This is a genomic window from Pseudoalteromonas sp. H71 (assembly GCF_001468485.1).
GTDB lineage: Bacteria > Pseudomonadota > Gammaproteobacteria > Enterobacterales > Alteromonadaceae > Pseudoalteromonas.
Genome location: NZ_LODI01000008.1, coordinates 25,212 through 51,650 on the forward strand (window position 1 = coordinate 25,212; position 26,439 = coordinate 51,650).

General features: G+C 37.3%; 27 protein-coding genes. 12 read left to right on the forward strand and 15 right to left on the reverse strand.

Features of this window, described 5'->3' with window-relative positions; genetic code table 11:
- The first annotated feature begins 210 nt into the window (after positions 1 to 210).
- Positions 211 to 2,022 (forward strand): protein kinase domain-containing protein, encoded by a 1,812-nt coding sequence (locus ATS71_RS05990; protein WP_058404041.1) that lies wholly within the window; start codon positions 211 to 213, stop codon positions 2,020 to 2,022.
- Between the two features lie 6 nt (positions 2,023 to 2,028).
- Here the strand turns inward: ATS71_RS05990 and ATS71_RS05995 are convergent, their stop codons facing one another.
- Positions 2,029 to 2,550: a hypothetical protein gene (locus tag ATS71_RS05995; RefSeq protein WP_058403992.1), complete on the reverse strand. Its 522-nt coding sequence runs from the start codon at positions 2,548 to 2,550 to the stop codon at positions 2,029 to 2,031.
- A 3-nt stretch (positions 2,551 to 2,553) separates the two neighbouring features.
- The gene (locus tag ATS71_RS06000) at positions 2,554 to 3,558 is read right to left on the reverse strand and encodes a YHYH protein (RefSeq protein WP_058403993.1); all 1,005 of its coding nucleotides are present in this window, start codon (positions 3,556 to 3,558) and stop codon (positions 2,554 to 2,556) included.
- A gap of 162 nt (positions 3,559 to 3,720) precedes the next feature.
- Here ATS71_RS06000 and ATS71_RS06005 point away from each other — a divergent pair, with 162 nt between their 5' ends.
- Complete coding sequence (locus tag ATS71_RS06005; protein ID WP_058403994.1) at positions 3,721 to 4,152, forward strand: DUF3859 domain-containing protein; 432 nt, start codon at positions 3,721 to 3,723, stop codon at positions 4,150 to 4,152.
- Between the two features lie 422 nt (positions 4,153 to 4,574).
- Here the strand turns inward: ATS71_RS06005 and ATS71_RS06010 are convergent, their stop codons facing one another.
- From ATS71_RS06010 to acuR, 3 genes are all read right to left on the reverse strand, one after another.
- Positions 4,575 to 4,991 (reverse strand): VF530 family DNA-binding protein, encoded by a 417-nt coding sequence (locus tag ATS71_RS06010; protein ID WP_058403995.1) that lies wholly within the window; start codon positions 4,989 to 4,991, stop codon positions 4,575 to 4,577.
- A 72-nt stretch (positions 4,992 to 5,063) separates the two neighbouring features.
- A complete protein-coding gene (acuI, locus tag ATS71_RS06015) occupies positions 5,064 to 6,056 on the reverse strand; it encodes an acrylyl-CoA reductase (NADPH) (RefSeq protein WP_058403996.1) in 993 nt (330 codons plus the stop codon).
- Positions 6,057 to 6,105: 49 nt separating this feature from the next.
- Positions 6,106 to 6,738, reverse strand: a complete 633-nt coding sequence (gene acuR / locus ATS71_RS06020) for an acrylate utilization transcriptional regulator AcuR (RefSeq protein WP_058403997.1) — start codon at positions 6,736 to 6,738, stop codon at positions 6,106 to 6,108.
- A 393-nt stretch (positions 6,739 to 7,131) separates the two neighbouring features.
- On the opposite strand from acuR, the gene rmf reads away from it, so the two are divergent.
- Positions 7,132 to 7,302 carry a ribosome modulation factor gene (rmf, locus tag ATS71_RS06025; RefSeq protein WP_004586522.1) on the forward strand — a complete coding sequence of 57 codons (171 nt, stop codon included), beginning with the start codon at positions 7,132 to 7,134 and terminating at the stop codon, positions 7,300 to 7,302.
- 86 nt (positions 7,303 to 7,388) lie between these two features.
- Here rmf and fabA read toward each other — a convergent pair whose 3' ends face one another.
- Positions 7,389 to 7,904 carry a bifunctional 3-hydroxydecanoyl-ACP dehydratase/trans-2-decenoyl-ACP isomerase gene (fabA, locus tag ATS71_RS06030; RefSeq protein WP_058403998.1) on the reverse strand — a complete coding sequence of 172 codons (516 nt, stop codon included), beginning with the start codon at positions 7,902 to 7,904 and terminating at the stop codon, positions 7,389 to 7,391.
- A gap of 203 nt (positions 7,905 to 8,107) precedes the next feature.
- On the opposite strand from fabA, the gene ATS71_RS06035 reads away from it, so the two are divergent.
- From ATS71_RS06035 to ATS71_RS06045, 3 genes are read left to right on the forward strand one after another with little or no spacing between them, the layout of a single operon-like run.
- Entirely contained in the window at positions 8,108 to 8,965 is an 858-nt protein-coding gene (locus tag ATS71_RS06035; RefSeq protein ID WP_058403999.1) for a 6-carboxytetrahydropterin synthase, read from the forward strand.
- Positions 8,958 to 9,776, forward strand: coding sequence for a M23 family metallopeptidase (locus tag ATS71_RS06040; protein ID WP_058404000.1), 819 nt, complete (start codon positions 8,958 to 8,960; stop codon positions 9,774 to 9,776). Before ATS71_RS06035 ends, ATS71_RS06040 begins: the two co-directional genes overlap by 8 nt.
- A gap of 5 nt (positions 9,777 to 9,781) precedes the next feature.
- Complete coding sequence (locus ATS71_RS06045) at positions 9,782 to 10,213, forward strand: acyl-CoA thioesterase (protein WP_058404001.1); 432 nt, start codon at positions 9,782 to 9,784, stop codon at positions 10,211 to 10,213.
- A 174-nt stretch (positions 10,214 to 10,387) separates the two neighbouring features.
- Here the strand turns inward: ATS71_RS06045 and ATS71_RS06050 are convergent, their stop codons facing one another.
- From ATS71_RS06050 to ATS71_RS06070, 5 genes are read right to left on the reverse strand one after another with little or no spacing between them, the layout of a single operon-like run.
- Positions 10,388 to 11,710 carry a Na+/H+ antiporter family protein gene (locus ATS71_RS06050; RefSeq protein ID WP_058404002.1) on the reverse strand — a complete coding sequence of 441 codons (1,323 nt, stop codon included), beginning with the start codon at positions 11,708 to 11,710 and terminating at the stop codon, positions 10,388 to 10,390.
- A gap of 8 nt (positions 11,711 to 11,718) precedes the next feature.
- A complete protein-coding gene (locus ATS71_RS06055; RefSeq protein WP_058404003.1) occupies positions 11,719 to 13,695 on the reverse strand; it encodes a transglutaminase family protein in 1,977 nt (658 codons plus the stop codon).
- Positions 13,688 to 14,680: a DUF58 domain-containing protein gene (locus tag ATS71_RS06060; RefSeq protein WP_058404004.1), complete on the reverse strand. Its 993-nt coding sequence runs from the start codon at positions 14,678 to 14,680 to the stop codon at positions 13,688 to 13,690. The genes ATS71_RS06055 and ATS71_RS06060 overlap by 8 nt, the downstream gene beginning before the upstream one ends.
- Positions 14,681 to 14,685: 5 nt before the next feature.
- The gene (locus tag ATS71_RS06065; protein WP_058404005.1) at positions 14,686 to 15,591 is read right to left on the reverse strand and encodes an AAA family ATPase; all 906 of its coding nucleotides are present in this window, start codon (positions 15,589 to 15,591) and stop codon (positions 14,686 to 14,688) included.
- 12 nt (positions 15,592 to 15,603) lie between these two features.
- Complete coding sequence (locus ATS71_RS06070; protein ID WP_058404006.1) at positions 15,604 to 15,987, reverse strand: response regulator; 384 nt, start codon at positions 15,985 to 15,987, stop codon at positions 15,604 to 15,606.
- A 665-nt stretch (positions 15,988 to 16,652) separates the two neighbouring features.
- Between ATS71_RS06070 and ATS71_RS06075 the strand changes: the two genes are divergently transcribed.
- The 6 genes from ATS71_RS06075 (at position 16,653) to ATS71_RS06100 (ending at position 23,377) form a co-directional block, all read left to right on the forward strand.
- Positions 16,653 to 17,981, forward strand: coding sequence for a hypothetical protein (locus ATS71_RS06075; RefSeq protein WP_058404007.1), 1,329 nt, complete (start codon positions 16,653 to 16,655; stop codon positions 17,979 to 17,981).
- 93 nt (positions 17,982 to 18,074) lie between these two features.
- On the forward strand, positions 18,075 to 19,382 hold the full coding sequence (locus ATS71_RS06080) for an ABC transporter substrate-binding protein (protein WP_058404008.1): 1,308 nt from the start codon (positions 18,075 to 18,077) through the stop codon (positions 19,380 to 19,382).
- Positions 19,383 to 19,521: 139 nt separating this feature from the next.
- Positions 19,522 to 20,394 (forward strand): carbohydrate ABC transporter permease, encoded by an 873-nt coding sequence (locus ATS71_RS06085; RefSeq protein WP_008133013.1) that lies wholly within the window; start codon positions 19,522 to 19,524, stop codon positions 20,392 to 20,394.
- Positions 20,395 to 20,396: 2 nt separating this feature from the next.
- The gene (locus tag ATS71_RS06090) at positions 20,397 to 21,227 is read left to right on the forward strand and encodes a carbohydrate ABC transporter permease (RefSeq protein ID WP_058404009.1); all 831 of its coding nucleotides are present in this window, start codon (positions 20,397 to 20,399) and stop codon (positions 21,225 to 21,227) included.
- A 10-nt stretch (positions 21,228 to 21,237) separates the two neighbouring features.
- The gene (locus tag ATS71_RS06095) at positions 21,238 to 22,248 is read left to right on the forward strand and encodes an ABC transporter ATP-binding protein (RefSeq protein ID WP_058404010.1); all 1,011 of its coding nucleotides are present in this window, start codon (positions 21,238 to 21,240) and stop codon (positions 22,246 to 22,248) included.
- Positions 22,249 to 22,417: 169 nt separating this feature from the next.
- Complete coding sequence (locus ATS71_RS06100) at positions 22,418 to 23,377, forward strand: sugar-binding transcriptional regulator (RefSeq protein ID WP_058404011.1); 960 nt, start codon at positions 22,418 to 22,420, stop codon at positions 23,375 to 23,377.
- A gap of 280 nt (positions 23,378 to 23,657) precedes the next feature.
- Here the strand turns inward: ATS71_RS06100 and ATS71_RS06105 are convergent, their stop codons facing one another.
- The 4 genes from ATS71_RS06105 to ATS71_RS06120 all read right to left on the reverse strand — a co-directional run bounded on the left by ATS71_RS06105 (position 23,658) and on the right by ATS71_RS06120 (position 26,363).
- Positions 23,658 to 24,434 (reverse strand): DNA/RNA non-specific endonuclease, encoded by a 777-nt coding sequence (locus ATS71_RS06105; protein WP_058404012.1) that lies wholly within the window; start codon positions 24,432 to 24,434, stop codon positions 23,658 to 23,660.
- A 276-nt stretch (positions 24,435 to 24,710) separates the two neighbouring features.
- Positions 24,711 to 25,283, reverse strand: coding sequence for a tRNA-(ms[2]io[6]A)-hydroxylase (locus tag ATS71_RS06110; protein ID WP_058404013.1), 573 nt, complete (start codon positions 25,281 to 25,283; stop codon positions 24,711 to 24,713).
- A 75-nt stretch (positions 25,284 to 25,358) separates the two neighbouring features.
- A complete protein-coding gene (locus ATS71_RS06115; protein ID WP_058404014.1) occupies positions 25,359 to 25,988 on the reverse strand; it encodes a sulfotransferase in 630 nt (209 codons plus the stop codon).
- Complete coding sequence (locus ATS71_RS06120) at positions 25,989 to 26,363, reverse strand: MAPEG family protein (RefSeq protein WP_058404015.1); 375 nt, start codon at positions 26,361 to 26,363, stop codon at positions 25,989 to 25,991. It lies immediately after the preceding gene.
- Between the last annotated feature and the right edge of the window lie 76 nt (positions 26,364 to 26,439).

The following is a 26,439-nucleotide window of genomic DNA, read 5'->3' on the forward strand; positions in this document are numbered from 1 at the left end:
CTATTTATTATGATTGCTATTTAGAGCAGTTAAATTAAATACGGCTAAGTAAATCTATTGGATGCAACATTTAGTGTTTTAATTATTTAAATAAGGGCTTAAGTTTGTAATTTGAAAAACTACGTTGGCGCTATTGTAATATCGTTATATAAAACTAATAATCAGCGTGTTAAAAAATTCACCACACATCACTCTATTAGCGAGCCTGTATTGAAAGCCAAAGAAATTCGCAATTTTTACATTAACGAAGAGCAATCTGTTTATTTGCTGTCGCACCGCGATGCTAAAAAGCACCGTCAATGGCTTAACATTTGTATTAAACAATTAACGCTGCTTGGTTATAAAAATGTAGAAATGATAGGCTCTGGAGCCTTTGGCTTTGTATTTGCCGGTGAGGACGACAAAGGCTTACCTTGGGTTTTTAAGTTTTCACGTATTACACTTGCCCAAAGTGTACGTGACCGCCTTGAGGACGAGGCGTACATGCTTTCACAAATTGACAACCCACTGGTGCCTAAATTTTATGCCTTTGAGCGTATTAAAAAACAAGGTATTTTAATGATGGCGCGCGCTATGGGAGGAGACCTCGAAAAAGTGTCGCTTAAAGAGGGGCGATTTAGCGCAGCAAAAATAATGGCATTAGCCGTTAGGCTTCGAAATGTGTTACTTGATTTAAGTAACCATAAAAATGGTTTAAGCGCACAGCCCATAGTGCATGGTGATATAAAGCCTTCAAACTTGGTGTGGGATGCACAAACAGATGCTTTATCCTTAGTTGATTGGGGGAGTTCGGTGTATGCCCAGTTAGATAGTAAAGGTGAGCCTGTTGCCAGTAATTTTATGGATTTAATGTCGGGGGATTTAAGCACGACTAATGCGCGAATGGGGGATGTGTATTTTATAGGTGAAGCGCAAATGTCGGGTGAGCAATCGTCTCCACGATTTGATGAGCAGGGGGTTGCGGCTACTTTATATGCATTAGCGTCTGCACAGTCTTGCCGATTTGGGGCGCAGGCGATTCCTGCAAGTTCTTTAGGGCTACCTAAAGAACTTGCTAAAGTTATAGACGGCATGCTCAGTAAGTCTAAGGTAGTTCGTGATGCTGCTGGCGATTATTTTATGCGAAACATAACCACAATGGCTAAAGCTTACTTACCAGAGCTAAATTTAAAACAGCCCAAAGCCGCTATTCCATTTTGGTACGGTAGTGATGAAGCTCCAGATACGGTTGTATATAGCTCGCGCAAACAGTTTTTACGCCAAGCTGACCATAACCAGCAGCTCCTAGATGTAAACGATGCCCAGTTAGACCGATACTACAAAGAATTTTTATTTGATACTGGCGACACCGAAAAAGCATTTTTAGCCTCTATAAGCCGACTTGCAAAATATCCAGCCGTAGGTGGGCTAAGTTTTCATTGGAAAGATGAATCGTTATTTATTGAGTCGTCGTTAATAATGCATGATGAGTCACTAGGCGATGCCTTCAGTGATGCAATAAATAATACCGTTATGTTAGCGCAAGCTATTAATCAAAAAGGGCTGTTTAAATGTTGTTTGTTTGACGCGCGTAAAACGATTCAATTAGAGCGAGACGGCACCGGCGCATTTAAGTTTGACAGCCTACCAGAGCTTGATTACGAAGTAGTGAGCGTTAAAGCCAACGAAATAACACGACCTCACTCTTATTTTGAAGATGGGAAAGACCCTGATGAACAATTACAGTTGCCTAAAAAAGTGATTAAATGTGTATTTGAGTTAAACCAAATACACCATACTGGGTGTATTATTTTTGAAGCCTTACCCGATAGAATGAAAATTCACCACTACTACAGGCTACTCGACTCTTCAAAAGAAGCTGATTTTAAACGCCTTTTAAACAAATTAATGCAATATGCTGTAAATATCACTGATGTAGGTGTTGCGGGCTTTATGAAACTTCCATACAAAAATACCCGCGAGTTTGAATTGTGTGCACAACAAGCAGAGCAATATTTTCCTAAAAACCCCAAACTTGTTTAAATGTAACTAAAATAATTTAATGTAAGGAGATAGCGGTTTTAGCTCAAATTGATGAACAAGTTGTTGCTGTTTATTGCTTGCTGTAATTTTATATGTTTGCTTAGTTTCGTCATGACTAAATAAATTAATATTAAATTTTATCTCTTCAAGTACTGTTGGTGTGTATCTACCCGTAATAGTAATTTGATCAACAATTTTACTATTTACCGAATGCGCTAATTCAGGTTTTAATAGTAAGCCGTCAATATTAAAACGATATTGCTGATCAGACATGTACACGTGCTGTTTAACTTGTTTACTAATGTGTTTACGGTATTTTGTAAACTCAGCGAGTGACATTAATCCATCGGTGTTATCGTCTGCTCCTTTTATTGATGACGCTGGAATAGATAGCACTATAAATACATGGTTGTTTACTATGTTAAGTGTGCCATGTTGAGCAACCATTAAATGGGCATGTGCATTTTGTGATGTACTAAATAATAAACTAATTAAGCCGATGCTTTTGATTAATTTTAAAAGTCGCATAGCTCACAACGCTCCTTTTACACATCGTTGAAAGAACGGGTAGGTGTCGGTTGCATAATAGTGATATATACCATCAGGGAATTCAGGGGTTACGCCATTGCGGCCATTACACTCATCTAGATCCCCAGAGCCTGCAACATATTCCCAGTCTTGCGCAAATGTACCTAGTGGGTAAATGTCGGTAGAGGGTCTATTAGCACTGACAGAGGTAACATGTTGGTAACTACCAGTCATTACAACTAGGTTAGAGTTTGCATCAGTTGAATTTGAATAGCCATAACGTGCATAAATAGGAAAGCCATCGGCTGCCCAACCTATTAAGGTCATTGTTGTTGCATTACCACCTAGCATGGTTATAAAACCCTCTGGCATCCCATGATAATGGTAGGTACCGTCCGGCTGAACATGCGCATTGTTACTATCTGTTCCAAAGCTAAACGTGGTTTGGCTTAAAGCTTCTATATTCCAGTTTCCGCTGTTATTGGCTAAATCGCAATTGTCACCTGAATCATCACAACTGCCACCTGTGCCCGCATCAATTTTAACGCCATTTAATACAAGTCCGGTTATACCGCGAGGACCGCCCATCAATGTGGCTGTTGAGGTTTGTATGGGTGTTAATGTAAAGCTTTCATTCACTGATTGCTCAGCAATGGTGTTGGGGTTTGCAGGATTGGGAAAGGTGCCTACATCGTGGTCTGGTATTCCATTTGCAATTATGTCGCGTGTTGTTCCTGTGCATGTCCAGTCAGCCGAGCTGGTGGTTTGTACAGCGTCACTATCATTATATTCACTATAAAAGTAATGGCATAAAACATTTTGTGTAGAACCATTTGTCTCTACATTGCTATTGTCGCCAGTAGGACTGTCGGTTGCTATTTCCGTTTGCGTGCTGTTTTGATCAGAACCGCCACATGCAATCAACGTGGTAGTTATAACAAAACAGGTAATAATCTTTAACTGTTTAACCAAATTATTAGCGCTTAGGTTTAAATTTAACGTGTGCATTTTTTAATCTCACTAACTAAGAGATTAAAATAATATTCTGAAATTGTGCAAACAGTGTGCAAATAAAAATGAAGAATATGTAATTGAACGGTATGTATAAAATGTTTTTACAACGTTTTATAATAAAACGCAGTTAAAAGTAAGCAAGGGCAGGTGTGTTATATGGCTAAGTCAAAACCCATTGTTACATTACAAAGCTATGGTATTTATTCAACATGGGATAGTAGTAGCAAAGTGCTGCCACAAATTGAGCAATTTACTACCGATGTAATTGCTAAAATAGACGTAGAATTTGGGCTAATAATTAATATAAAAAAAGCAAAAGGTGAGAAATTACATTTTTGTATTTATCATCCGGATATACCTAATGAAGAGGGTGAGATAATGCCTCCCTTCGAAGGTGTTGAATACGTAAAGGATAACGACTGGCAGTTTTATTTAGGCGACACGTTGTGGGAACCCATTCACAATAAACTCGGCCCTTGGCGCATGACCTTAACGCTTAATAATAAAATAATTGCAGATAAGACATTTAATGTTGAAACAGAAGCACAAAAAACAGAAATTGATTTTTGGAAAAGCCGAGGTTACTAAATAGATTAGCTAACCGTGTAGAAAATAAATAACCCCTCGCTATATTTAGCTCATTTAACACAGCGGTTAGGTACTTTTCACATTAAAGATTAAGCAACGTGTGCTTACAAAAAAAGCCAATGTAGATTGGCTTTTTGTGAAAGTATTTAACTAGGGCATGTTTATCTTTGATGGTTGAATTTGCAGCAGTGTGTTTGGTTTTTAGGCAAGGCAGAGCCTATGTAGTGTGTTACTTCCCATAAATAGGCGATAACGTAGCATAAATGCCAAACATGCGCTGCCCGTTGGGTTCTTTCTAGGGACGATAAACTCTTTGTTGCTCGGTTTTTACTTAGCCCACTAAGTTACAAACCTCGCGCCGCAATTTAATCGCCCCTAGATTGAACAAATTTTAATCCGCAAAGGTCAACACGCCCTAGAATTTAGTTACCCCAAGGGTTGCTTGCATTAGAACGTTGCTTACGATCACGGGCACGTTGTTTAGTTTCTTTCTTTTCTTTGATACGTTTTGCATCACTAAAACTTAGCTCACAGGGTTCACCTGGTTTATGATCCTCTGGGATCACTCTATCACGAGGAGGAAGCTCGTACTGAACATCGTCTGGCTTAGGTAAGTTTTTAAGGCGGTAAAGGTAAAAGTTGTCTACTTTTTCTTGAGCCCATTGGGTTTTACGCAAAAATTTTACTGCGGATTTAATATCTGGATTATTTTTAAAACAATTAAGCTGCAGGTATGCGTGTAGGAGTTCCCACCCGTATTGTTCAACCAGCTCTTCAACCACTTGTTCTAATTTTACGCCTTGCAGTGGGTTATTACTGAAAAGTTCTTGGTTGCTCATAGGTGTTGCCTCGTTATTTAATTACAAACTGCATTATAAATTTAATAACGAGGCTTTAATAGGGGAAATAGCTTAACGTTGGCAATTAACTACAACACGGCCTCTAATTTTGCCTTCCATTAATAAGTTAGCATTATCGATTACATTTTCTAAACTTATCTCAGTTGAAATTTTATCTAAATAGTCGGCTTTTACTAAAGTGGCTAATCTATTCCATGCTTCAACTCTATCCGCTTTTGGTCGCATTACACTATCAATACCAATTAACGATACACCACGTAAAATAAATGGCGCAACTGATGCGGGTAAGTCCATACCTTGGGCAAGGCCACAGGCGGTTACAACGCCTCCATATTTTAGTGATGCGCAAATATTAGCAAGCGTGTGGCTGCCAACAGAATCAATAGCGGCAGCAAAGCGCTCTTTTTGTAATGGTTTGCCTGGGTTTGAAAGCTCATCTCTGTTAATTATTTCTGTTGCGCCGAGTTCTTTTAAATATTCGCTTTGATCAATTCGACCCGTGGCTGCGGTGACTTGATAACCAAGTTGATTAAGTAAATATATAGCAAAGCTACCAACGCCGCCGTTTGCCCCTGTAACTAAAATTTCACCAGCGTCTGGTGTAATGCCTTGCTTTTCAAGTGCTATAACGCTGAGCATAGCGGTATAACCCGCAGTACCAATTTGCATTGCTTGTTTTGGGCTAATAGCAGCAGGTAAAGGAATTAACCAGTCACTATTTAGCGCTGCTTTTTGTGCAAGGCCGCCCCAATGTTTTTCGCCAACACCAAAACCGTTTAAAATAACGTTATCGCCATTTTTAAATTCATTGCTGGTGGAGGTTGTAACAGTACCGACTAAATCTATACCTGGCACCATAGGAAAGCTTCTTACTACTGGCCCTTTACCTGTAATTGCTAAGCCGTCTTTATAGTTTAATGTGCTGTATAGGACATCTATTTGGGTGTTCTCTTCAGGTAAGTCATTTTCGTTAAACTGCGATAAAGAAGCGCTATAATTATTATCTTCTTTATTAATAACAATGGCTTTAATTGGGTTATTCATAATATATCCTTTTAGACCGATCGTCTTTTAATTGGTAAGTAAAAGTGCATTAAGTTAATAATGCACGTAAAAACATTTCAGTGTACAACGTAAGCGGTGTGCTTGATTTAGTGAGCTTTGCTCGCATTACTGCGCCTTCCCAACCAATCCAAAAGTACTCACTCATTAATTGTGTATTAACCGTTTTAGCAATTGTGCCTTGCTGTTTAGCTTGGTTTAAACATTTTTCAATTTGTATTTGCCATGAGGTGTAGCTTTTCATTAATCGATCTTTAAACTCATCGCTTAAGTGATTTAGTTCTTGGTTTAAATTACCAACTAAGCAACCGCGTTTGTAGTCGTACTTGCTCATGCCTTTAATGGCACTTTGAGTAAAATTGACTATTCGTTCAAGCGGTGGAGTATTTTGTTGCTCAAGGTAATGGCTTAGCTTTGCAATAAAGTAACTGTCGTAGGCATCGACTAAAGCAATGCCATAAGCTTCTTTACTTTTAAAGTAATGGTAAAAAGAACCTTTAGGTACCGAGGCTTTTTTTAATATTGTATCGAGTCCTGTAGCACTAAAGCCAAACTCAGTTAACGTTTCTAACCCCGTGCGTATAAGTAACGCTTTAGTATCGGCGTTATCTCTGGCTATTTTGGGTGGACGGCCACGTCGTACGGTTGTTGTATTTTTGTTCATTAAACTATATTAGACNCTTTTAATGTGCAAGTATTAAATTCGTTTGTTTAAAAATAATACCGACTTTGTCTGATTATGTAACGCCTACTATTTGTGAAATTACATTTATGTTTGAACTTCACTTATTTTTACTAGTCAATAATTGAGGTTAATACACAAATTGTGCGGCTTAGTTAGTTATGATTTTAAATCGATGAGTAGGTTACATATCAGTGTGGTATGACCAGGTGAATTGTTTAAATGTTAATTCATTTTTGCATCAGCAGCTTACTTAATGTCAAACAATTTAATTGCTTTTGTTATTTGAACTTTACATTTTTATTAACTATTCATTAATTGTAGATTTCACTTATGCTACAAAATATATAATTAAAAAAGGTGAGGATAATACCGATGAAGAGACAGAAAAGAGATCGTTTAGAAAGAGCTCATTCTCAAGGTTTCAAAGCAGGTTTAGCAGGTCGTTCTAAAGAGCTATGCCCTTATCAACAAATAGATCCAAAATCAGAGTGGTTAGGTGGATGGCGAGAAGCGATAGAAAATCGCAATATGTATAAAACCTAATTTATAAACAAATTAAAGCAAAAAGGCCTCCATATTGGAGGCCTTTTTGTATGCAGTTTCTGAAAGTAAAACTGTATATAAGTAGATTAAAAAGACGTGGTGTCTTGAAATAACCCTACTTTTAAATCTTTAGCTTCGTATATTACGCGACCATCGACTTCTACTGTACCGTCTGCAACGCCCATAAAGAGTTTACGTTTAATTACGCGTTTCATTTCAAGGCGGTACGTTACTTTTTTAGATGTTGGGAGTATTTGGCCTGTAAATTTAACTTCACCTACACCTAAAGCACGGCCAAGACCTGGACCACCTGACCAGCCAAGATAAAAACCGACAAGCTGCCACATCGCGTCAAGGCCTAAACATCCAGGCATCACCGGGTCACCCTTAAAGTGGCAATCAAAAAACCAAAGGCTCGGGTCAATATCAAGCTCAGCGATTATTTCGCCTTTACCGTGGCTTCCACCATCAGCATTTATAGAGGTAATGCGGTCCATCATTAACATGTTATCGCTAGGTAAACGACAATTGCCTTCACCAAACATTTCACCTTGACCACATAAGATCAGTTCTTCTTTTGTATAGCTGTTTTTAGGTTCCATAACTCATTATCTTCGCTTAGAAATTGCCAGTACTTTAGCGTACACTTGTACGCTAAACAACTCGGAGCAGTTAAATATCCACTATATTGCGTATTAAATCATCAATCAAACAATGGCTTGGCTTTTTGCTTTATAAAACCGCGCAATTACAATCAAAAATCATTATAATTACCGCTGTCTTATAACTAGTCTAAAGGAAGTTTATGATCCTTTTTGTTAACTCACTTACTGTGATAGATTTTTCTTACTTATGCAACAAACGCGGCGCCGTTGGCGAAAGCTGGATTGTTGATTTAACTTTGCACGGTAAACTTAATGATGAGTCGATGGTGTTGGACTTTGGATTAGTTAAAAAACAAATTAAAGGCATTATTGATGAATGTATTGATCACCGTTTAGCTATTCCTAATAGCATTAATGGGTCAGTGACAGAATTTGATGAGCATAAAACGCTTGATTGTACCTTCGGTGACAACCACCATTTAGCAATGAGTGCACCACATCAAGCCTATTGCATGATTGATGCTAATGAAATTAATGTAGAGTCGGTAACTGCATTTTTAGTTGATACTATTTTGCCTAAACTGCCTTCAAATATTGAAAAAATAGAGTTAGTACTAAAACCAGAACATAGCCAAAGCTTTTATTACCATTATAGCCATGGTCTTAAAAAGCACGATGGTAACTGCCAGCGGATAATTCATGGTCATCGTTCTCAAATAGGTATTAGCCTAGATGGTATTTCTATGCCTCGTTTACAAAAAGAATGGGCTATGCAGTGGGAAGACATATACCTAGCAACAAGTGAAGACCAAATAACATCGGAAAGTTTAAAATATATTACTGCAAAAGCCGATGATGTTTGTTTTGCTTATACATCAGCTCAAGGTTATTTTGAAATGGCAATTAGTGAAGCACGCTGTGATATTTTACCTATTGATACAACCGTTGAATGTATTGCTGATTATATTGCAGGGCAAGTTAAAGCCAAATACCCTGAACAAAATGTAAAAATAACAGCGTATGAAGGGGTTGGCAAAGGAGCAATCAGTTATGCTTAAGTCAATTTTATCTTCGTTGGTTGTCGCTTTAGTGAGTGTAAATTCGTTTGCTGTTGAACTAAAAGGGCACCTTACTCAAGGCGGTTTAGTGACCGGGAAGCTGAGTGATGTAAAGTCTGTTAGTTTAAACGATACACAGTTAAAGCTGTCAGAAAATGGTGATTTTGTATTTGGTTTTGGTCGCGACGCAAAAGTAAATCATACACTTAGCTGGGTTGATGCAAATGGGAAAAAACATACTCAGGAATTAGTGATTACTAAACGTGATTACAACATTGACAAAATTACGGGCGTTGCAAAAAAGTATGTTTCTCCGCCTAAATCGGTAAGTGAGCGTATAAGCAGAGAAGCGGTTGCTGTAAGAAAAGCGCGTGCTGTGAATTCAGATCTTACCTTCTTTTTAGACCCTGTATTAAAACCAGCGCAAGGCAGAATATCTGGTGTTTATGGTAGCCAGCGATACTTTAATGGTGAACCACGTCGCCCTCATTTTGGCTTAGATATAGCAAACAAAACAGGTTCTCCGGTGTATGCACCCATTGGTGGCACCGTTGTATTTGCAGAACCTGATTTATATTATTCAGGCGGTACGCTTATTTTAGATCATGGCCATGGAATTACCTCTACTTACATTCATTTAAGTAAGCTAGATGTAAACGTGGGTGATAAAGTTAAACAAGGTAATAAAGTTGCTGAAATTGGTGCAACCGGCCGTGTCACTGGCCCGCATTTAGACTGGCGTTTTAACTGGAAGGGTGAACGCTTAGATCCGGGTTTATTAATGCAAGATACGTTAGCAAACAAAAAGTAGAGACTATGACAGACGTAAATCGCGATGCAATTATTGCTCAGCGTATAAAAGATTCAACTACATCAGTTACAAAAACAGTGTTTCCAGGGCGCACTAATCACCACAATACATTGTTTGGTGGTGATGCATTGGCATGGATGGACGAAGTTGCATTTATTGCTGCTACTCGTTTTTGCCGCAAGCCTTTGGTTACTATTTCGTCTGATAGGGTAGATTTTAAAGAAGCTATTCCTGCAGGTACATTTGCTGAACTAATAGCTAAAGTAGTGCATGTTGGTAATACGAGTTTAAAAGTAGACGTAGATATACTGTTAGAAACAATGCATAAAGATGATAAACACTCAGCAATAAGTGGTAGTTTTACTTTTGTTGCTGTTGATGATAATCATAGGCCAACCCCCGTAGTATGCGATAAAATGATTAACGGATTTAAGTAAAAGCTATAAAATAATAAGCATCTATTAAGGTGCTTATTATTTTATACATAAAGAACACATCATACTATATTTTGTTTCAATGTTATCTTTGCATTAGCTATATTGATAGAGTAACTAATAACCAGATAAGAGGGCTTATTAAGAAATAAACCCTATATAAATGATTTATAAAGATTAAAGTACCATTGCTGCAATCCAGCCGAATATCAATAATGGAATATTAAAGTGTAAAAAGGTTGGAACAACCGAATCCCAAATATGATCATGCAGACCATCAGCGTTTAAACCAGAGGTGGGTCCAAGTGTTGAGTCAGAAGCAGGGGAGCCTGCATCGCCTAAAGCGCCAGCAGTCCCTACAAGTGCAGTGGTTGCCATCACTGAAAAGCCAAGCTCTAAACACAAGGGAACAAATAAAGTTGCAATAATTGGTACCGTTGAAAAAGAACTACCGATTCCCATTGTGATTAGCAAACCTACTAATAAAATTACCGCCGCGGCAATGGGTTTATTTCCATCAAATAAATTTGCGCCGCTGTTAACTAAGCTTTGTACATCACCCGTCGCTTGCATAACCGATGCAAAGCCTTGGGCCGATATCATAATAAAACCAATCATGGCCATCATGGCAACGCCTTTGCTAAATACGTCGCCATTTTCTTCCCATTTAACAATACCAAATAGGCTAAATATCATGACACCTACCAAGCCGCCAAGTATCATTGAACCACTAATATTTTGTGCAATTAATGAAGTGAGCACAGCGAATAACCCAACCACCATTACTTTTTTAGGATTTTTGATAGGCTCAGCTTTGCTCTGATTATTCATCGTGCTCGCTGTATAATGTCGTTTCTTTTTATACGTGACAAACACAGCAATCAGTAGGCCAATAAACATACCTAACGCGGGAATAAGCATTGCGATGGGTACACTGGTATTTACAATTTCAAGTCCATTATCTATAAGATTTTTATGTAAAATCGAGTATAAATATATCCCACCAAAGCCATATGGCAACACCATGTAAGACGTTGCTAAACCAAATGTTAAAATGCATGCAATAGCGCGTCTATCCAGTTTTAATTTATTAAATACAACTAATAAAGGCGGAATTAAAATAGGGATAAATGCTATGTGAACAGGCACTAAGTTTTGTGAAGAGATAGCGCAGGCTAAAATAATCATCAAAATAAAATAACTCAATAATGTTTGGCTTCCTTCACTCTTGGCATCAACCTTGGCTAAGAGTTTTTCAGCCAATATGCGAGTTAGTCCAGACTTTGATATTGCCACTGCAAACGCGCCTAACATGGCATAGCTCAGTGCAATTTCTGCGCCTGCGGATAAACCTGAATTAAACGCATCTAAACTTTGTTTTATTCCTAAGCCAGCAGTTAATCCTGCCACTATAGCGGATAAAGTCATTGCCACAATCACATTGACACGAACTAAGGTAAGCGCAAGCATTAAAATAACGCCAACAACAACAGCATTCATAGTTTTCTCTATTTTGAACTTTTAATTAATTTTATCAGATCTTTAGCTTGGGTTTTGCGCTCTTTGGTAAATGGTTTGTTAGCATAGCGACTGTTTTCAAACAAATGTTTAAATTCTATTAGCTCTTTAGAGGCGCTTGGCTTTTTCTTTGCCATAAACTCAAGTTGTTGTGATGGACTGAGAGAGTCGGTCGATGTAATATTTTTTTTATTTCCCCAATGCAAAATCTCGTTATACGCTTTAACAATGGGTGGCAGTTTAGCCGTTTTTGTTTTTGGCCAGTTTAAGTAAATAAAATAAACAGCAAAACAGAGTGCTGCGGTTATTAATACAAACAACGGAACCAACCAACTTGTTTTATTACCGAATAGCGACTTTAAAAAATCATTTTGTTTTTCTTGATCAAAACCAAGTACCCAGCTTGACCATTGATAATCTAATTGCTCGAGTTCCAGCCTTAACCAGTTTATTGCGGCAAAGTTACTTAAGCTGACTAAGCCAAAGTCTAAATTATTTTTAAATTCTTCGTTTAACTCTTGGTTTTGAGAAAGCGATCCATTTAATCGCTCTGGAGCAACAACCGCAGTGGCATCAAAAATAGTCCAGCCTTTATTTTGTAAATAAACTTCTACCCAAGCATGGGCGTCGTATTGGCGAACAGTGAGCGTATTGTTGTCGTTATTATATTCACCACCTAAATAACCACTCACTACACGAGCAGGAATACCTGCAGATCTAAATATAAACGCAGCAGCACTGGCATAATGACCGCAAAAGCCACGTTTATTTTCAAATAAAAATTGATCAAGAGTGTTATTGCCCGACATTGGGGAAGGGGTTAACGTATAGGTGAAATTTTGCTCTACGAAGTAATTAAGTAACGCGTTATAAAATGTTTGTTCATTACTTACTTGCTCTTTTAACTGCATGGCAAGTTTATTAGTTTTAATATTTTGCTTGAAGCCCAAATAAGTGTACCTGTTTTGCTCAAACTCATTGAGGGGATTCACTGAAAATTGATAGCTTGCTACATTGTATTGCAGGCTTTTGGCTTGATAACTTTGTTTTCTGAGCAAACCAAGCGCATTAGCGTCTACATTTTTACTGTTACTAGTTGAGTAGGTTAATCCATAAAGCCACTTTTGTGTTGCAGGCTCTGCAATGACTGAGTAGTTGGCAATAAGCGTGTTTTGCTCGGTTGCTAAATTTTGATTTGATTGTTGATTATTATATTTTAAAAAGTCAGACGTAAGCCATGCATTACCATTAAATTCATCATGAATAATTGCACGCCAATAGTAAGGCGTTAGAGGAGGTTGTTTACTAAACGTTGCTCTAAAAACAAGTTCATCTGAGTTAGATAATTTAGCAATATCAAAAGGGTCGACTTGTTCAGAAAGTCCAGTTTTAGCTAGTTTTGGGCCGGGCAACTGCCAAAAAGCAGGCATTTTTGGTAAAAACAAAAGTAGAAATATGGCCAGCGGTAATGCCATTAATAACAATTTTGAGCTTTGTTTAGCGCTTATTTTTAGATTATGTTTAGACTCAAGTAGTCCAAGAACAGCAAAGTTTAATATATATAAGCCACTTACCGTTAACGTAGTTACTATTGTTTGGCTAAATAAATAAACAGAAGACAAAGAGAAAAACGTCAGTGTGGTTATAACATGATAGTGCTTTTTGTTTTTTGCTTGTAGTAATTTAAATAAACTTGATAACAAAAGCATAGCAACAAACAGTATTACAGTATCGGACATTCCGATTGTAAATACCATTAAGCCCAATGCGCCTGCGGCAAGTATATTTGCCAGCCATGCATTAGGCTTTGCTATGTTTTTTCCTGTTATAAATGCATTCCAAAGGCATAACCCAGCCAACACACTAATAAATGGAAGCGGCAAGTGGGCTGAAAAAAATATGACTAAGCAGGCGTAAATAAAACATAACGATAAATTAATTACTTTTTCGTTTTTAAGTTCAATCATTATTATCACCAGCAAAAGAACTTAAGCTTTCTAAACATTGTTGCTTATGTGCTTGCCCAGTGTTGATGTTAATTAATGTGTTTGGCAATTTTAACATGAAAGGGGTGTTGTGTTCAGTGGCTTCACACACTAAATAACATAGCTGACTTAAACGTTGCTCAGTGGCGCCAGTCATTAAATTAAAATCAAATAATGCATTCGTTGTTTTAAAATCAACAAAGTCTTTTACTAATAATTGTTTGGTTTTGGCATAGTGCTTCCAAGATATTCTGTTTAAGCCCATTTCAGGCTGATGAATTAATAGGTTTTCGAATTCTTCTGTACCAGGCTTTTTTGCCATTCCATTTTGTGCGTATTCGTCTTGCGAAGAAATATGCGCATCACTAAGCACATATTCGTGGGCTGGGTAAACATAGGTTTTAGTTTGTATTTGTAAGTAGCTCCACACAGATACCAAACCAAAAGGATAATTACTGGCTATTTTTATTCGTTGGAGTTCATAACTGCCTCGGTTTTCATAAGGAAGTAGCAAACTACTACTAATCGACTTATTTGAAATTGTGTCGTAATGAGTATGTGCTTTTAGGTCATTGTTGTAGGTAATAGAAACCGACTGACATATAGAGTTACTTTGTAAACTCAATTTTAAAATTGGCTTTTGCGGAGAAAAGCTCGGCAATACTTTATCAAAAGTAACTGTTAACCCTTTTGCGTTGCTGTACCCCATACAAACAGCCAGTACAATGACTACAAACATTAAATAAGACATTACCAAAATTAAATTATTTTGATAGTTAATACCCATTACAAAATTTAAAATAGCAACAATAACAAAATACCACCCTAAGGAAGACGGCAGTACATAAATTGTATTGTGTTCAAGCGTAATAGAATTTTTAAGGTGTTTGTTTTTTAGAAACTTTTCAAAAATTATCCGTTTAAAAGATGTAAATAAACTAACTCGTTTTGCTTTTTTAGCTGGCATAAAGGCTATACCGGAACCGGCACTGCTTGTAACAGCTCTCTTACTTGAGCTTCGCCCGAGTCGCTATGCAATCCCAAACGGTGTAGGCAAACACTTGAAAACACCGCCTGCACATCTTCAGGAATTACAAAGTCGCGGCCATCTATATATGCCCATGATTTAGCGGCTTTGGCTAATGCAATACTTGCACGAGGTGATAATGAAGCCGCAAATGAATGACTGTTTCTCGTAAAGTTTACCAATTCAATAATGTAATCAACAATCGGTATACTCAGTGTTACACCGTTAATTTGTGTTTGAATTTGTTTTAATTGTTGCTCATCAATTCGCTTAGGTAATTGGCTATAGTCACGTTTTTGTAAATTTAAAATTAAACGTTTTTCTGCTTCTTTTGTTGGAAAGCCCAAGCTAATACGCATCATAAAACGATCTAATTGTGATTCTGGTAGCGGGTATGTACCAGACTGATAAAGTGGATTTTGGGTAGCAATAACAAAAAATGGATCGGGGAGGTTATACTTTTTACCATCAACCGTGACTTGTTGTTCTTCCATCGCTTCGAGTAAAGCACTTTGTGTTTTAGGACCGGCACGATTTATTTCATCAGCTAATACAACTTGGCTAAAAATAGGGCCTTTATGAAAAGTAAAACTATGTTCATTACTATTAAAAACATTTGTTCCAAGTATATCTGCAGGTAACAGGTCGCTGGTAAATTGAATACGTTGGTAAGATAAGCCAAGTACAGTAGCTAACCCATGCGACAATGTTGTTTTGCCCATACCGGGTAAATCTTCAATTAATAAGTGGCCTTGACTAAACAGGCAAGTAAGCGCTAATTTTATCTGCTTTTGTTTTCCAAAAATAACATTTGATAAGTCGTCTATGATCGCGGTAACGGTGCTTTGCATGCTAACCTTTTATTATTCTATGAGTTCGAGACGTTTCATTACTGTGTCTACTTTTTTGGCATTAAAAGGTTTTGCTATAAATCCTTTAGCCCCTAGCTCCCATGTATTCTGTACATTTTCCAAACTGTTATGTCCAGAGCACATAACTACATGAGCGTGAGGGTAGGTTATATTAATAAATTCTAAAATATCAGTCCCATCAGAGTCGGGTAAATCCACATCTAAAAATATAACATTAGGGGATTTTTTATCGATAACCGGTTTTGCAGAGCTAAAATCAGTGCTTTCTAAAATGTCTTCATAACCCAGTTCGGTTAAAATTTGATTTAGATAATCTCGAATTTCTTTTACATCGTCAATGATGAGGATAGGCTCTAGTGGGCGAACAAATTCCATATGTAAGTTACTTCTTTTAATACTTCTCAAGTATTTTAATATTAAGCTAAGGCTTACATAACCTCAAGAATGTTGCACAAAAAATCACTCTATAACACTACTTTAATCAAACTATATGTGTTTAATAATGAGGGTCTGTTGATCTTTCAAGATTTAATCTCATAAGTCTATTTGGTATTCAGGCAAGTTAGAGTCTAAAAAGTGTCGGGATTACCCATAAATTGACCGTAACACAGAAGTAGTTATCGAGCCCACTTGGTTACAAAGCTCGCGCCGCCATTAAATAGCCCCAGTTTGAACGATTTTTAATCCGCAAAAAACAACAGACCCTAGGCCCTGCATATAAAAAGTATTAACAACCCGTATAAAATTAACACTATATTCCTACCTTTATCGTCATTAAATTTAAAAACAGGTTTAATCATACTTTTTTCACTTATTAATTTGATTACACAAACTATTGATATAAATACATTTAATTAACAATTTTAAATTTGTAAATGTTTTGTAATAAAAAACCGTTGACCTATTAATTTCATTCTGTGATTATGCTCATCAGTTGAGCTTATGCCCATTAATGAAATTTGTTACAGTAATTCAACTTAATGCTCGCATAACTTTTCTACACACTCACACTAAACACTACACAAAACGAAGAGCTTATTATGTTAAAAAACAAAAATACAAAATTCGCAATTTCACTTTTAACTGCCGCTATGGCTTCATCTATGCCAGCACACGCTGACATGTCTGACTATTTAGACCGCATTGATGTTGATTTTCTATTAATGCAAAACTTTCAGTCTATTCAAGCTAAAGACGGTGCATTTCGTCCAGAAGATGAAGTACAAGAGTCTGGTTTTGGGCGTATAAGAGCAAATTTACAGCTTAAATTTCACATTAATGAGTTTATCACGGCCGATATAGATATAGCTGAAGAACCAAATGATTTTGGTGGTGGCGATCGAGACTTTTCATTTCATAATGACTTTGCAGGTGTAGAGTTTGATTTACTTGGCTTATATGGCACACCAAAAGATGATGAAAACCTAACGCTTAGATTAGGCAATATTGGTGCAGCGCCATTTCAGTTTAAAGGCTTTCAAGATGGTGCAGATAACCAAGGTAATGCACTTATTGGTAACGGCATAACCGATTACGCAACTGCGGAGAACGGCGCGCAGCTTAGTTACACTAAAACATACGATAGCGGTATGCTTCGTTCATATAATGTTGCTGGTCATATAACAACCTCTAGCTTTGGCGAAGCGTTTCAGCAAGACCGTGGTTATAATTATCGTCTTCAAGGTACTTTGGAATTTGAAGGTGGCTTCAAAGCTGGTTTAAATCTTTTCAAAGCCAATCAAGGCGACCAATTGAATTTTGAAAATGGCGTAGCTAGTTTAGATGGAGTAACTACAACAAACTATCGTTTTGGCGATGGTGAAAACTATAACTTTTCTGCCTCACCATCAAATGAGCGTGACACGCATGTAGGCGCAATGCCTGGACTTGAGCAGTCAATAATACAGCTAAACCTAGCATACCAACCATCTGATGAAACAAGCCTAGTGTTTATGGTTGGTAAATCATCAGATGATTACACATTTGCAGATGCAGCGGGTAATGCAGTAGCAGGTATCACTTACTTTGGTACCGATGGCGTAGCCGACGCTAATGGCACAACGTACGATTCAAACAGTGTGATAAAAGGTGATACATCAGTAGAATATTTTGTGTTTGAAGCACAACAATACCTTATCCCTAAACAGTTATATGTAGCGGCTCGTTATTCGGATGCAGAAAATACATCTGATTTAATTGAGCAAACAGACAATACAGTAGAGCGTATTCAAGTTGCTGCAGGGTACTGGTTTAACGATAAGACGTTATTAAAAGTTGAATATGTAAATCAAGAAGAGGGGGTTAATTCTGCTGGCCAAATAGGCGCAGGTTTTGACGGTTTCACATCTGAGATTTCAGTTAAGTTTTAACTTTTATTCAGTGGCTTTGTACTTAATTCAACTAGTTTAATCTGTTAATTAGGTACAAGCACACTATTTAACGTGACAAATAAGGTATTTACGATGAAAAATAAATTATTAATGCTTGCCTGCGGCATCATGGCAATGAGCAACGCGTACGCTAAAGAAACTATTACAATAGCTACTGTGAATAATGGTGACATGATCACCATGAAAGAACTGAGTAGCGAGTTCACAAGCCAACACCCTGATATCGACTTAAAGTGGGTAACACTTGAAGAAAATATACTTCGCCAGCGAGTAACAACCGACGTTGCCACAAAAGGGGGTCAGTACGATGTTATGACCATCGGTACTTATGAAGTACCAATTTGGGGCAAACAAAACTGGTTAACAGAGTTAGATAACCTAGGTAAAAATTACGATTTAGATGATTTACTACCCGCCATTCGAAGTGGGCTTACCGTAAACGATAAGTTATACGCTGCTCCTTTTTATGGTGAAAGCTCAATGGTAATGTATCGCACTGATTTGATGGAAAAAGCCGGTTTAACAATGCCAACAGCACCGTCTTGGGATTTTATCCGCAAAGCGGCTAAAGCCATGACAAACAAAGAAGACGGTGTTTATGGATTGTGTTTAAGAGGTAAAGCAGGATGGGGTGAAAACATAGCTCTTATTACTTCAATGGCAAACTCTTTTGGTGCACGTTGGTTTGATGAAAACTGGAAGCCTCAATTTAATACTCCAGAGTGGGAAGCAACACTGCAATACTATGTTGATGTTATGAATGAATCGGGTCCAGCGGGTTCATCAGCGAATGGATTTAACGAAAACCTAGCGTTATTTCAAACTGGTAAGTGTGGTATTTGGATTGATGCGACCGTAGCCGGTGCTTTTGTAACGAATAAAAAAGACTCTGAAGTAGCGGATAAAGTAGGATTTGCACTCGCACCAGATAACGGCTTAGGTAAACGCGGCAATTGGTTATGGTCTTGGACACTCGCTATTCCTTCAAGCAGTAAAAAACAGAATGCTGCAATGAAATTTATCAGCTGGGCAACATCTAAAGAATACACACAACTTGTAGCCGATAAAAAAGGCTGGGCAAAAGTACCGCCAGGTACACGTAAATCTCTATATAACAATCAGCAGTATATTGAAGCCGCACCATTTGCACAAATTACGCTTGATTCTATTCAAACTGCCGATCCGAAAAACCCAACCGTAAAACCAGTTCCTTATGTTGGTATTCAGTTTGTTGCTATTCCTGAGTTTCAAGGGATAGGAACAGCAGTAGGGCAACAATTTTCAGCCGCTTTAACTGAGCAAATGACCGTTAAACAAGCGTTAAACTCGTCTCAGCGTTTAGTAGAAAGAGCAATGCGTAAAGCACGTTACCCTAAGTAATATCACATATGGTGGGCAAGCTCTCAACTTGCCCTATATTTTATGCCAATTCTACTTATGTTCTTAAATATATTATTAAGGGTTTCTGATTTTCACTTAATAGTGAGTAAATAGAATTGGCTTTTTAAAGGTCACCGTTATGGCAACAACTAACTCGCGTACGCTTGCTCGGTTCATGCTTCTTCCTAGCGTAACATTGTTACTCGCTTGGATGATTGTTCCGCTGTGTATGACATTGTATTTTTCTTTCATTGATTACAATTTATTAGTTCCGGGTGATAAAGAATTTGTAGGATTTTTAAACTATGAGTTTTTTCTTACCGACCCGGCATTTTTTGAATCTTTCTTTAACACGCTTTATTTAGTAACTGGCGTTCTGTTAATTACCATTTGCGGTGGCATAGGTTTGGCTATTTTATTAGATCAAGCAATATGGGGCCGTAACTATGTTCGCATCATGGTGCTTGCGCCATTTTTTGTTATGCCTACGGTATCTGCATTAGTCTGGAAAAATATGCTTATGAACCCTGTAAATGGTTTATTTGCTCACTTTGCTATTTGGTTAGGGTTTGAGCCAATAGACTTTTTTGCACAAATGCCGCTGTTCTCAATCATTATCATTGTCTCTTGGCAGTGGTTACCTTTTGCTGCGCTTATTTTGCTTACGGCGATTCAATCACTTGACCGCGAACAATTAGAAGCCGCAGATTTAGATGGCGCAGGTCCTTTTAGCAAATTTTTCTATATTGTTTTACCGCATTTATCACGCGCTGTTACAGCGGTTATATTAATAGAAACTATATTTTTACTTTCTATATTTGCTGAAATATTGGTTACAACAAGCGGTGGCCCAGGTTACTCATCGACAAACATTACCTATTTAATTTATACCCAATCATTACTGCAGTTTGATGTAGGCGGTGGTTCGGCAGGTGGCATTGTTGCCGTGATCATTGCAAATATAGTCGCCATATTTTTAATGCGCTTAATTGGCAAAAACTTGGAGGGGTAAGAATGAGTATTAAAAATAACACACGTTCAACACTTATTTATACCATAGCTGCATGGACTGTTAGCTCAATGATTTTCTTCCCAATTTTATGGACGTTAATCACTAGTTTTAAAACAGAATCTGAAGCTATTTCAGCCACACCCACTCTATTTGCATTCGAGTGGACGCTTGTAAACTACTTAGATGTTCTGTCGAGATCACCATACTTTACTCATTTTTGGAACTCGGTTGTGATTTCATTAGGGTCAAGTTTAGTCGGTTTATTAATTGCTGTGCCAGCAGCATGGTCTATGGCTTTTGTACAAAGTAAAAAAACGAAAAACCTTTTAATGTGGATGCTTTCTACCAAAATGCTTCCGCCGGTAGGGGTGTTAATACCTATTTACCTTTTATTCAGAGACTTTGGTTTGCTCGATACAAAATTAGGTTTAGTTATTGTGATGACCCTAATAAATTTACCCATTATGGTGTGGATGCTTTATACCTATTTTAGAGAAATACCCGGTGAAATTTTAGAAGCATCACGCATGGATGGTGCAACTATTGGCGAAGAAATATTCCACGTGCTATTACCTATAGCCTTGCCTGGGATTGCCTCAACACTATTATTAAACGTTATTTTATCGTGGAACGAAGCATTTTGGACCCTGATTTTAACAGCAGCAAATGCTTCACCTTTAACCGCATTTATTGCCAGTTATTCAAGCCCAGAAGGGTTATTTTATGCCAAATTATCGGCAGCATCTGCTATGGCCATTGTGCCAATTTTAATTCTTGGTTGGTTTAGTCAAAAACAATTAGTACGTGGCTTAAGCTTCGGCGCAGTAAAGTAGGAGAACACACATGGGCAGCATCACACTAAAACAAGTAACTAAAAACTTTGATGACGTAAACGTTATTAAACCGTTAGATTTAGAAATTAAAGATGGTGAATTTATTGTATTTGTTGGGCCATCTGGTTGTGGTAAATCAACATTACTACGCATGATTGCTGGGCTTGAAGACACTACAAGCGGCAATATAGAGATAGACGGGCAAGATGCAACACATACACCGCCAGCCAAAAGAGGCTTGGCGATGGTATTTCAATCTTATGCGTTATACCCGCATATGAGCGTTCGTAATAACATTGCTTTTCCACTAAAACGTGCAAAAGTTAGTCCAGCTGAAATAGAGTCTAAAATTGCAAATGCCGCTAAAATTCTTAATTTAACAGATTATTTAGACCGTAAACCGGGCCAGTTATCGGGGGGACAGCGTCAACGTGTAGCAATAGGGCGTGCAATAGTTAGACAACCATCGGCATTTTTATTTGATGAACCACTATCAAATCTTGACGCTTCATTGCGTGTAAATATGCGCTTAGAAATATCTGAGCTACATAAAAGCTTAGCTACTACAATGATTTATGTAACACATGATCAAGTTGAAGCCATGACAATGGCCGACAGAATTGCTGTATTTAATGGTGGCATTATTGAGCAAGTCGGCACTCCATTAGAGCTTTATCAACACCCAGTAAATAAATTTGTTGCAGGTTTTATTGGTTCACCAAAAATGAATTTTATTGAGGTTCCAAATACCGAGACTAACGAAACAACAAGCTTAGGTGTTCGACCAGAGCACTTTATAATTTCACAAGATGCAGGCACATGGGCAGGTAAAGTTGGAGTAATTGAGCACTTAGGATCAGAAAGTTTTTTACACGTAACACTGACAAATGGCACCACTGTAACAGTTAAAGCCGATGGTGATTGTCCGCTAGAATACGGCGATTCGGTATTTTTAACTGCACAAAAAAATAAAGTGCACACGTTTGATACTAATGGGAATACTATTAAAGTTAACAACTAAATTGTAGGCTTACCAATGCCTTGTACTATGAATATAGTATAAGGCATCCGTTATTTCATATTATTGACTTCGGCATTATATAAATAAATGATATATTTATATTAAAGTTGTAGGTTTAAGCCTTTAAATTATATAAATAAATGTTATTCCTTAAATAAAAGAGGTTTAAGTGGCAAAGTTATCGAACACAGAAATTAGAAAGCTCGATGATGCAGCAAGAGCAGGGTGGTTGTATTACGTTGCGGGAAAAACCCAAGATGAAATAGCAAAAAAGCTTAATGTATCGCGTCAATCAGCACAACGAATGGTGGCTTTATCAGTTAGCCAAGGATTAATAAAAGTAAGACTTGATCATCCCATTGCCAAATGCATGGATTTAGCGCAAAAATTAAAAAGTCGATTTGGTTTAGTTTCGTGTGAAGTTGTACCAAGCGATCCTTCAGAGCCTTCGTCGACAGTCGGCTTGGCACAAGCTGGCGCAGCAGAAATACAACGCCATTTGAAATCAGAAACACCTAAAGTATTAGCGATGGGAACCGGCAGAGTTTTGCGAGCTGTTGTTGATGAACTACCAACACTTGATTGCCCACAACATAAAATAGTTGCTATGTTAGGTAACATGGCGTTAGATGGTTCAGCTTCGCCTTATGATGTTGTGGTAAGAATGGCCGAACACACTAATGCAAAACATTATCCGATGCCACTACCAGTTTTACCGCGTAGTATTGAAGAAAAAAACCAACTCCATGCACAACATAATATAACAGCCAATTTAAAACTCGCTAAAAATGCAGACGTAACCTTTGTTGGCATTGGTAGCTTAGGTGAAAAGTCACCATTACATATAGATGGGTTTGTTGACGCAGAAGAATTAAAAGAACTGCAAGGCTTAGGTGCCGTTGGGGAAATGATAAGTTGGGTTTACGATAAAAATGGTCAATTATTAGATTGCACTGTAAACCAACGCGTTGCCAGCACGCCATTAGTAACTAATGAAAACAAACAAATTTATGCTATAGCTGCAGGTGAAGAAAAAGTGTTGGCAATATTAGGTGCAGTGAGATCTAATATGATTAGTGGTTTAATAACGAACGAATACACAGCAGAACGCTTACTTAGTATTGATTAAACAATTAATACATAGGCTATTTATTTAAAAAGATTTAAGTTAAATAAAACCATGTAATGTCCGATACCGTCTAGTATTGGACATAGTAAGAGTGCAATTATGCGCTCTTGCTATTTAATACATTACTACCTATAATTTATATTATGTTAAATAGGTTAATTTACTTAGTTAGTAAGGTAAAGTACTTACCTATTTAACGTATATAACGCTCTATTTAACTATAATTTGGTTTCAAGTGGTAATTAGCGGTATCCAATATACCGCTAACCTTAATGAGTTTTTAGTTACACCCTAGCTCGTTTGATAAACCAAATAAAGATGACTCTATCGTTTGCGCCTGATTACTCGTTAAATTAGGTAATACATTAATTCCAGTTCTACTCTCAACTTCATCAATACTGACTTGGGTGTTACAGAAATTGTCTCTGCGGCCTGCAGTTTGCTGCATAATAAATGCTGATACTTTAATAGTGCTACCAGATTTTTTCATTACGATTTTAAAATAACCACTGGGTATTGTGTGGTTTTCGTTAGCACGAGGTAAATCTGCAAAGTAATATTCGTACATTGGGCCTGTTACTACATAAAGGTTATTACCATCCTCAACATGATTTCTTACAGCAGTTTCAAGCCTAACCCATGGACCTTGGTTTAATGCAGAAGATTGAGGTGTGATATTAGAAAGCAAATTTGTTAAACGCCAATCAGCTGTATTACTAAAAGATGCTAATGGTACCTGATGCCCTCGGTCGGTATTAATTGTTGCGTATGCATCTGTGTAATCACTGGGTTCAAGTGTGTAATGTGAATATAAATCTGGGTCTGCTTTCCAACTTCTTGATCTTGATGGGCCACTCATTGTATCGGGTGTAACTTGGTATGCTACCCAGTCTGCAAATTTGGTATAACGATTATTTTTTAGGGTATAAATACTACGTTCAATCGTTTTGCCGTTATTTAATCCTGTTGGGCAACCTTCTAAGCAATTTGCTGCATCGGCTGTTGAAGCGATAAATAAGCTTGATACGGTTAATGATATTTTTAATAATGCTTTCATTGTTGTTTTATCCTGTATAAATGAGGATAAAAAACTAACAAGCCTTTGTTACAGATATATGTAAATTTATAAATATATTCAATAAGTTAAATAGAAATCATGCATTTAAGACTTAATCATTATGTTTTAATGTTAAAACTTTAGTTCTATTTAATCGCTTAATAAAAATACGCTAAGCCCCCTATTATATCTATTAACGCGTTTGACTTAGATCTTAACTTACAAACAAAAAAAACGCAGGCAAATGCCTGCGTTTTGTGATTACATAAAATATAGTTAATGCAGTGCGGCTGTAAATGGGATGCTTTTACAAATTTCAGCTTCAGCAATTAGTAATTCTTCCAAGCGTACGTCTACTTCTTCTTTATCAAAGTATTCGTAAGCTAATTCAACAAAAAGGTTTTTATGTTTTTCTTCTGATTTAGCAATGGCCACATAAAAATCTTTTTCTTTACCAGCTGGTAATGCTTGGGCAACTAATGAAAAACGCTCATGCCCACGAGCTTCAATTACGCCGCCCACTAATAACCTATCCATTAAAAAACCATCACGACCGTGTCTAAATAAAGCGCGAATTTGTTTTATGTACGGGTCTTTTTGGTCATCACCTAGCGTTGTATCGCGTTCAGTTAATAGTTTAAGTACTTGTTTAAAATGTATTAGTTCTTCAAGCGCTAGGTCTGTCATCGATTTAACAAGTTTACGCTTGTCTGGATAGTGCGAAAGCATAGAAATAGCCATGCCCGATGCTTTTTTTTCTGCAGCAGCGTGATCTTGTAAAAAGGTATTAAAGTCGGCAAGTACCGCTTCGGTCCATTCAAATGGAGTATGGTATTTTAATTCAAACATAATAAGTACTACTTAAAAAATAATGCGAGGATTTTAGCGTATTTTGTATTAAAAATCTTGATGGAGTCGCTAAAATTAAATCTGATAAGGCAAATGTTTATCTATACGCCCTTTCGCTGTCGACTCTATTTTTAAGGCGTGCTTTATATCATTCCACGCAGTGACTTTTCCGCCCATATTCATTTTTTCAAAACCTGTTTTATCGCTTGTTAATTCTAAAAAATCACACAGTGCTTTATAACTTGCAGGTTTAGCTATATCAATAGATAAAAAATCTTGCGGGCGGTGTTTAAAGTAGCGCTTGGCTGATTCAAAATGGCTGGTGTAACAATTTACTAAATAACTATCATCGTTAATATTTTCAAGCGACATTTCACTAAAGGTATTTAAATAACAGCGCTTTATATGAATATTAAAACCACCATCGCCGCGCGTTAAATTAGTATGCATACGCGTTAAAAGCTGTTTAATAGAAGGTAACCATGCACTTAGTTCGCGCTCTAGGTAAATAAATTTAGAATCTGGGTAGTGCTTATCAAGTACTTGGTAGTCGTTAAATATGGGGGTGTCGGCGATAGCCGTTGCATTTTTAAAACACGTTTGTGTGTAGGCAGTATGCGCCGTTGCAATACTCAGTTCTAAAAACGCATGGCACACACTTGTTGTGCCAGTACGCGGAAGGCCGATTATAAATAGTTTACTCATTTAGCTATTACGGGTAACAAGCAGTATAAATGCGCTAATAACCATGACTAAAAATGTGGCTACAGCACCTATTTGACGATACTTTAATTTTGCCCCTACTATGCCTAAATTATGAAACACGCGCCCTATTAACAGCGCGGCACCCAATATGTTGCAGTAATGGCTAGCGAGGCCTTGGTATTCAGCTAAAAAAAGCAAAATAATTGTAAAAGGTACATATTCCATAAAATTTGCATGAGCGCGAACTGCACGCTGTAGTTTAACATTACCGTTATCACCGAGTGATATTTGCTCTTTTTTACGCACTTTAATTACATTAAAGCTCAGGTAAATGTAATAAAACGCAAGTAAAGCAGCATAAGTTGAAATGATCACAGTGTATTCCTGTCATTTATTATTTGAATATTACATTAGCCGTTAGCCACGTAATTTTAATTTGGAATAATAACAT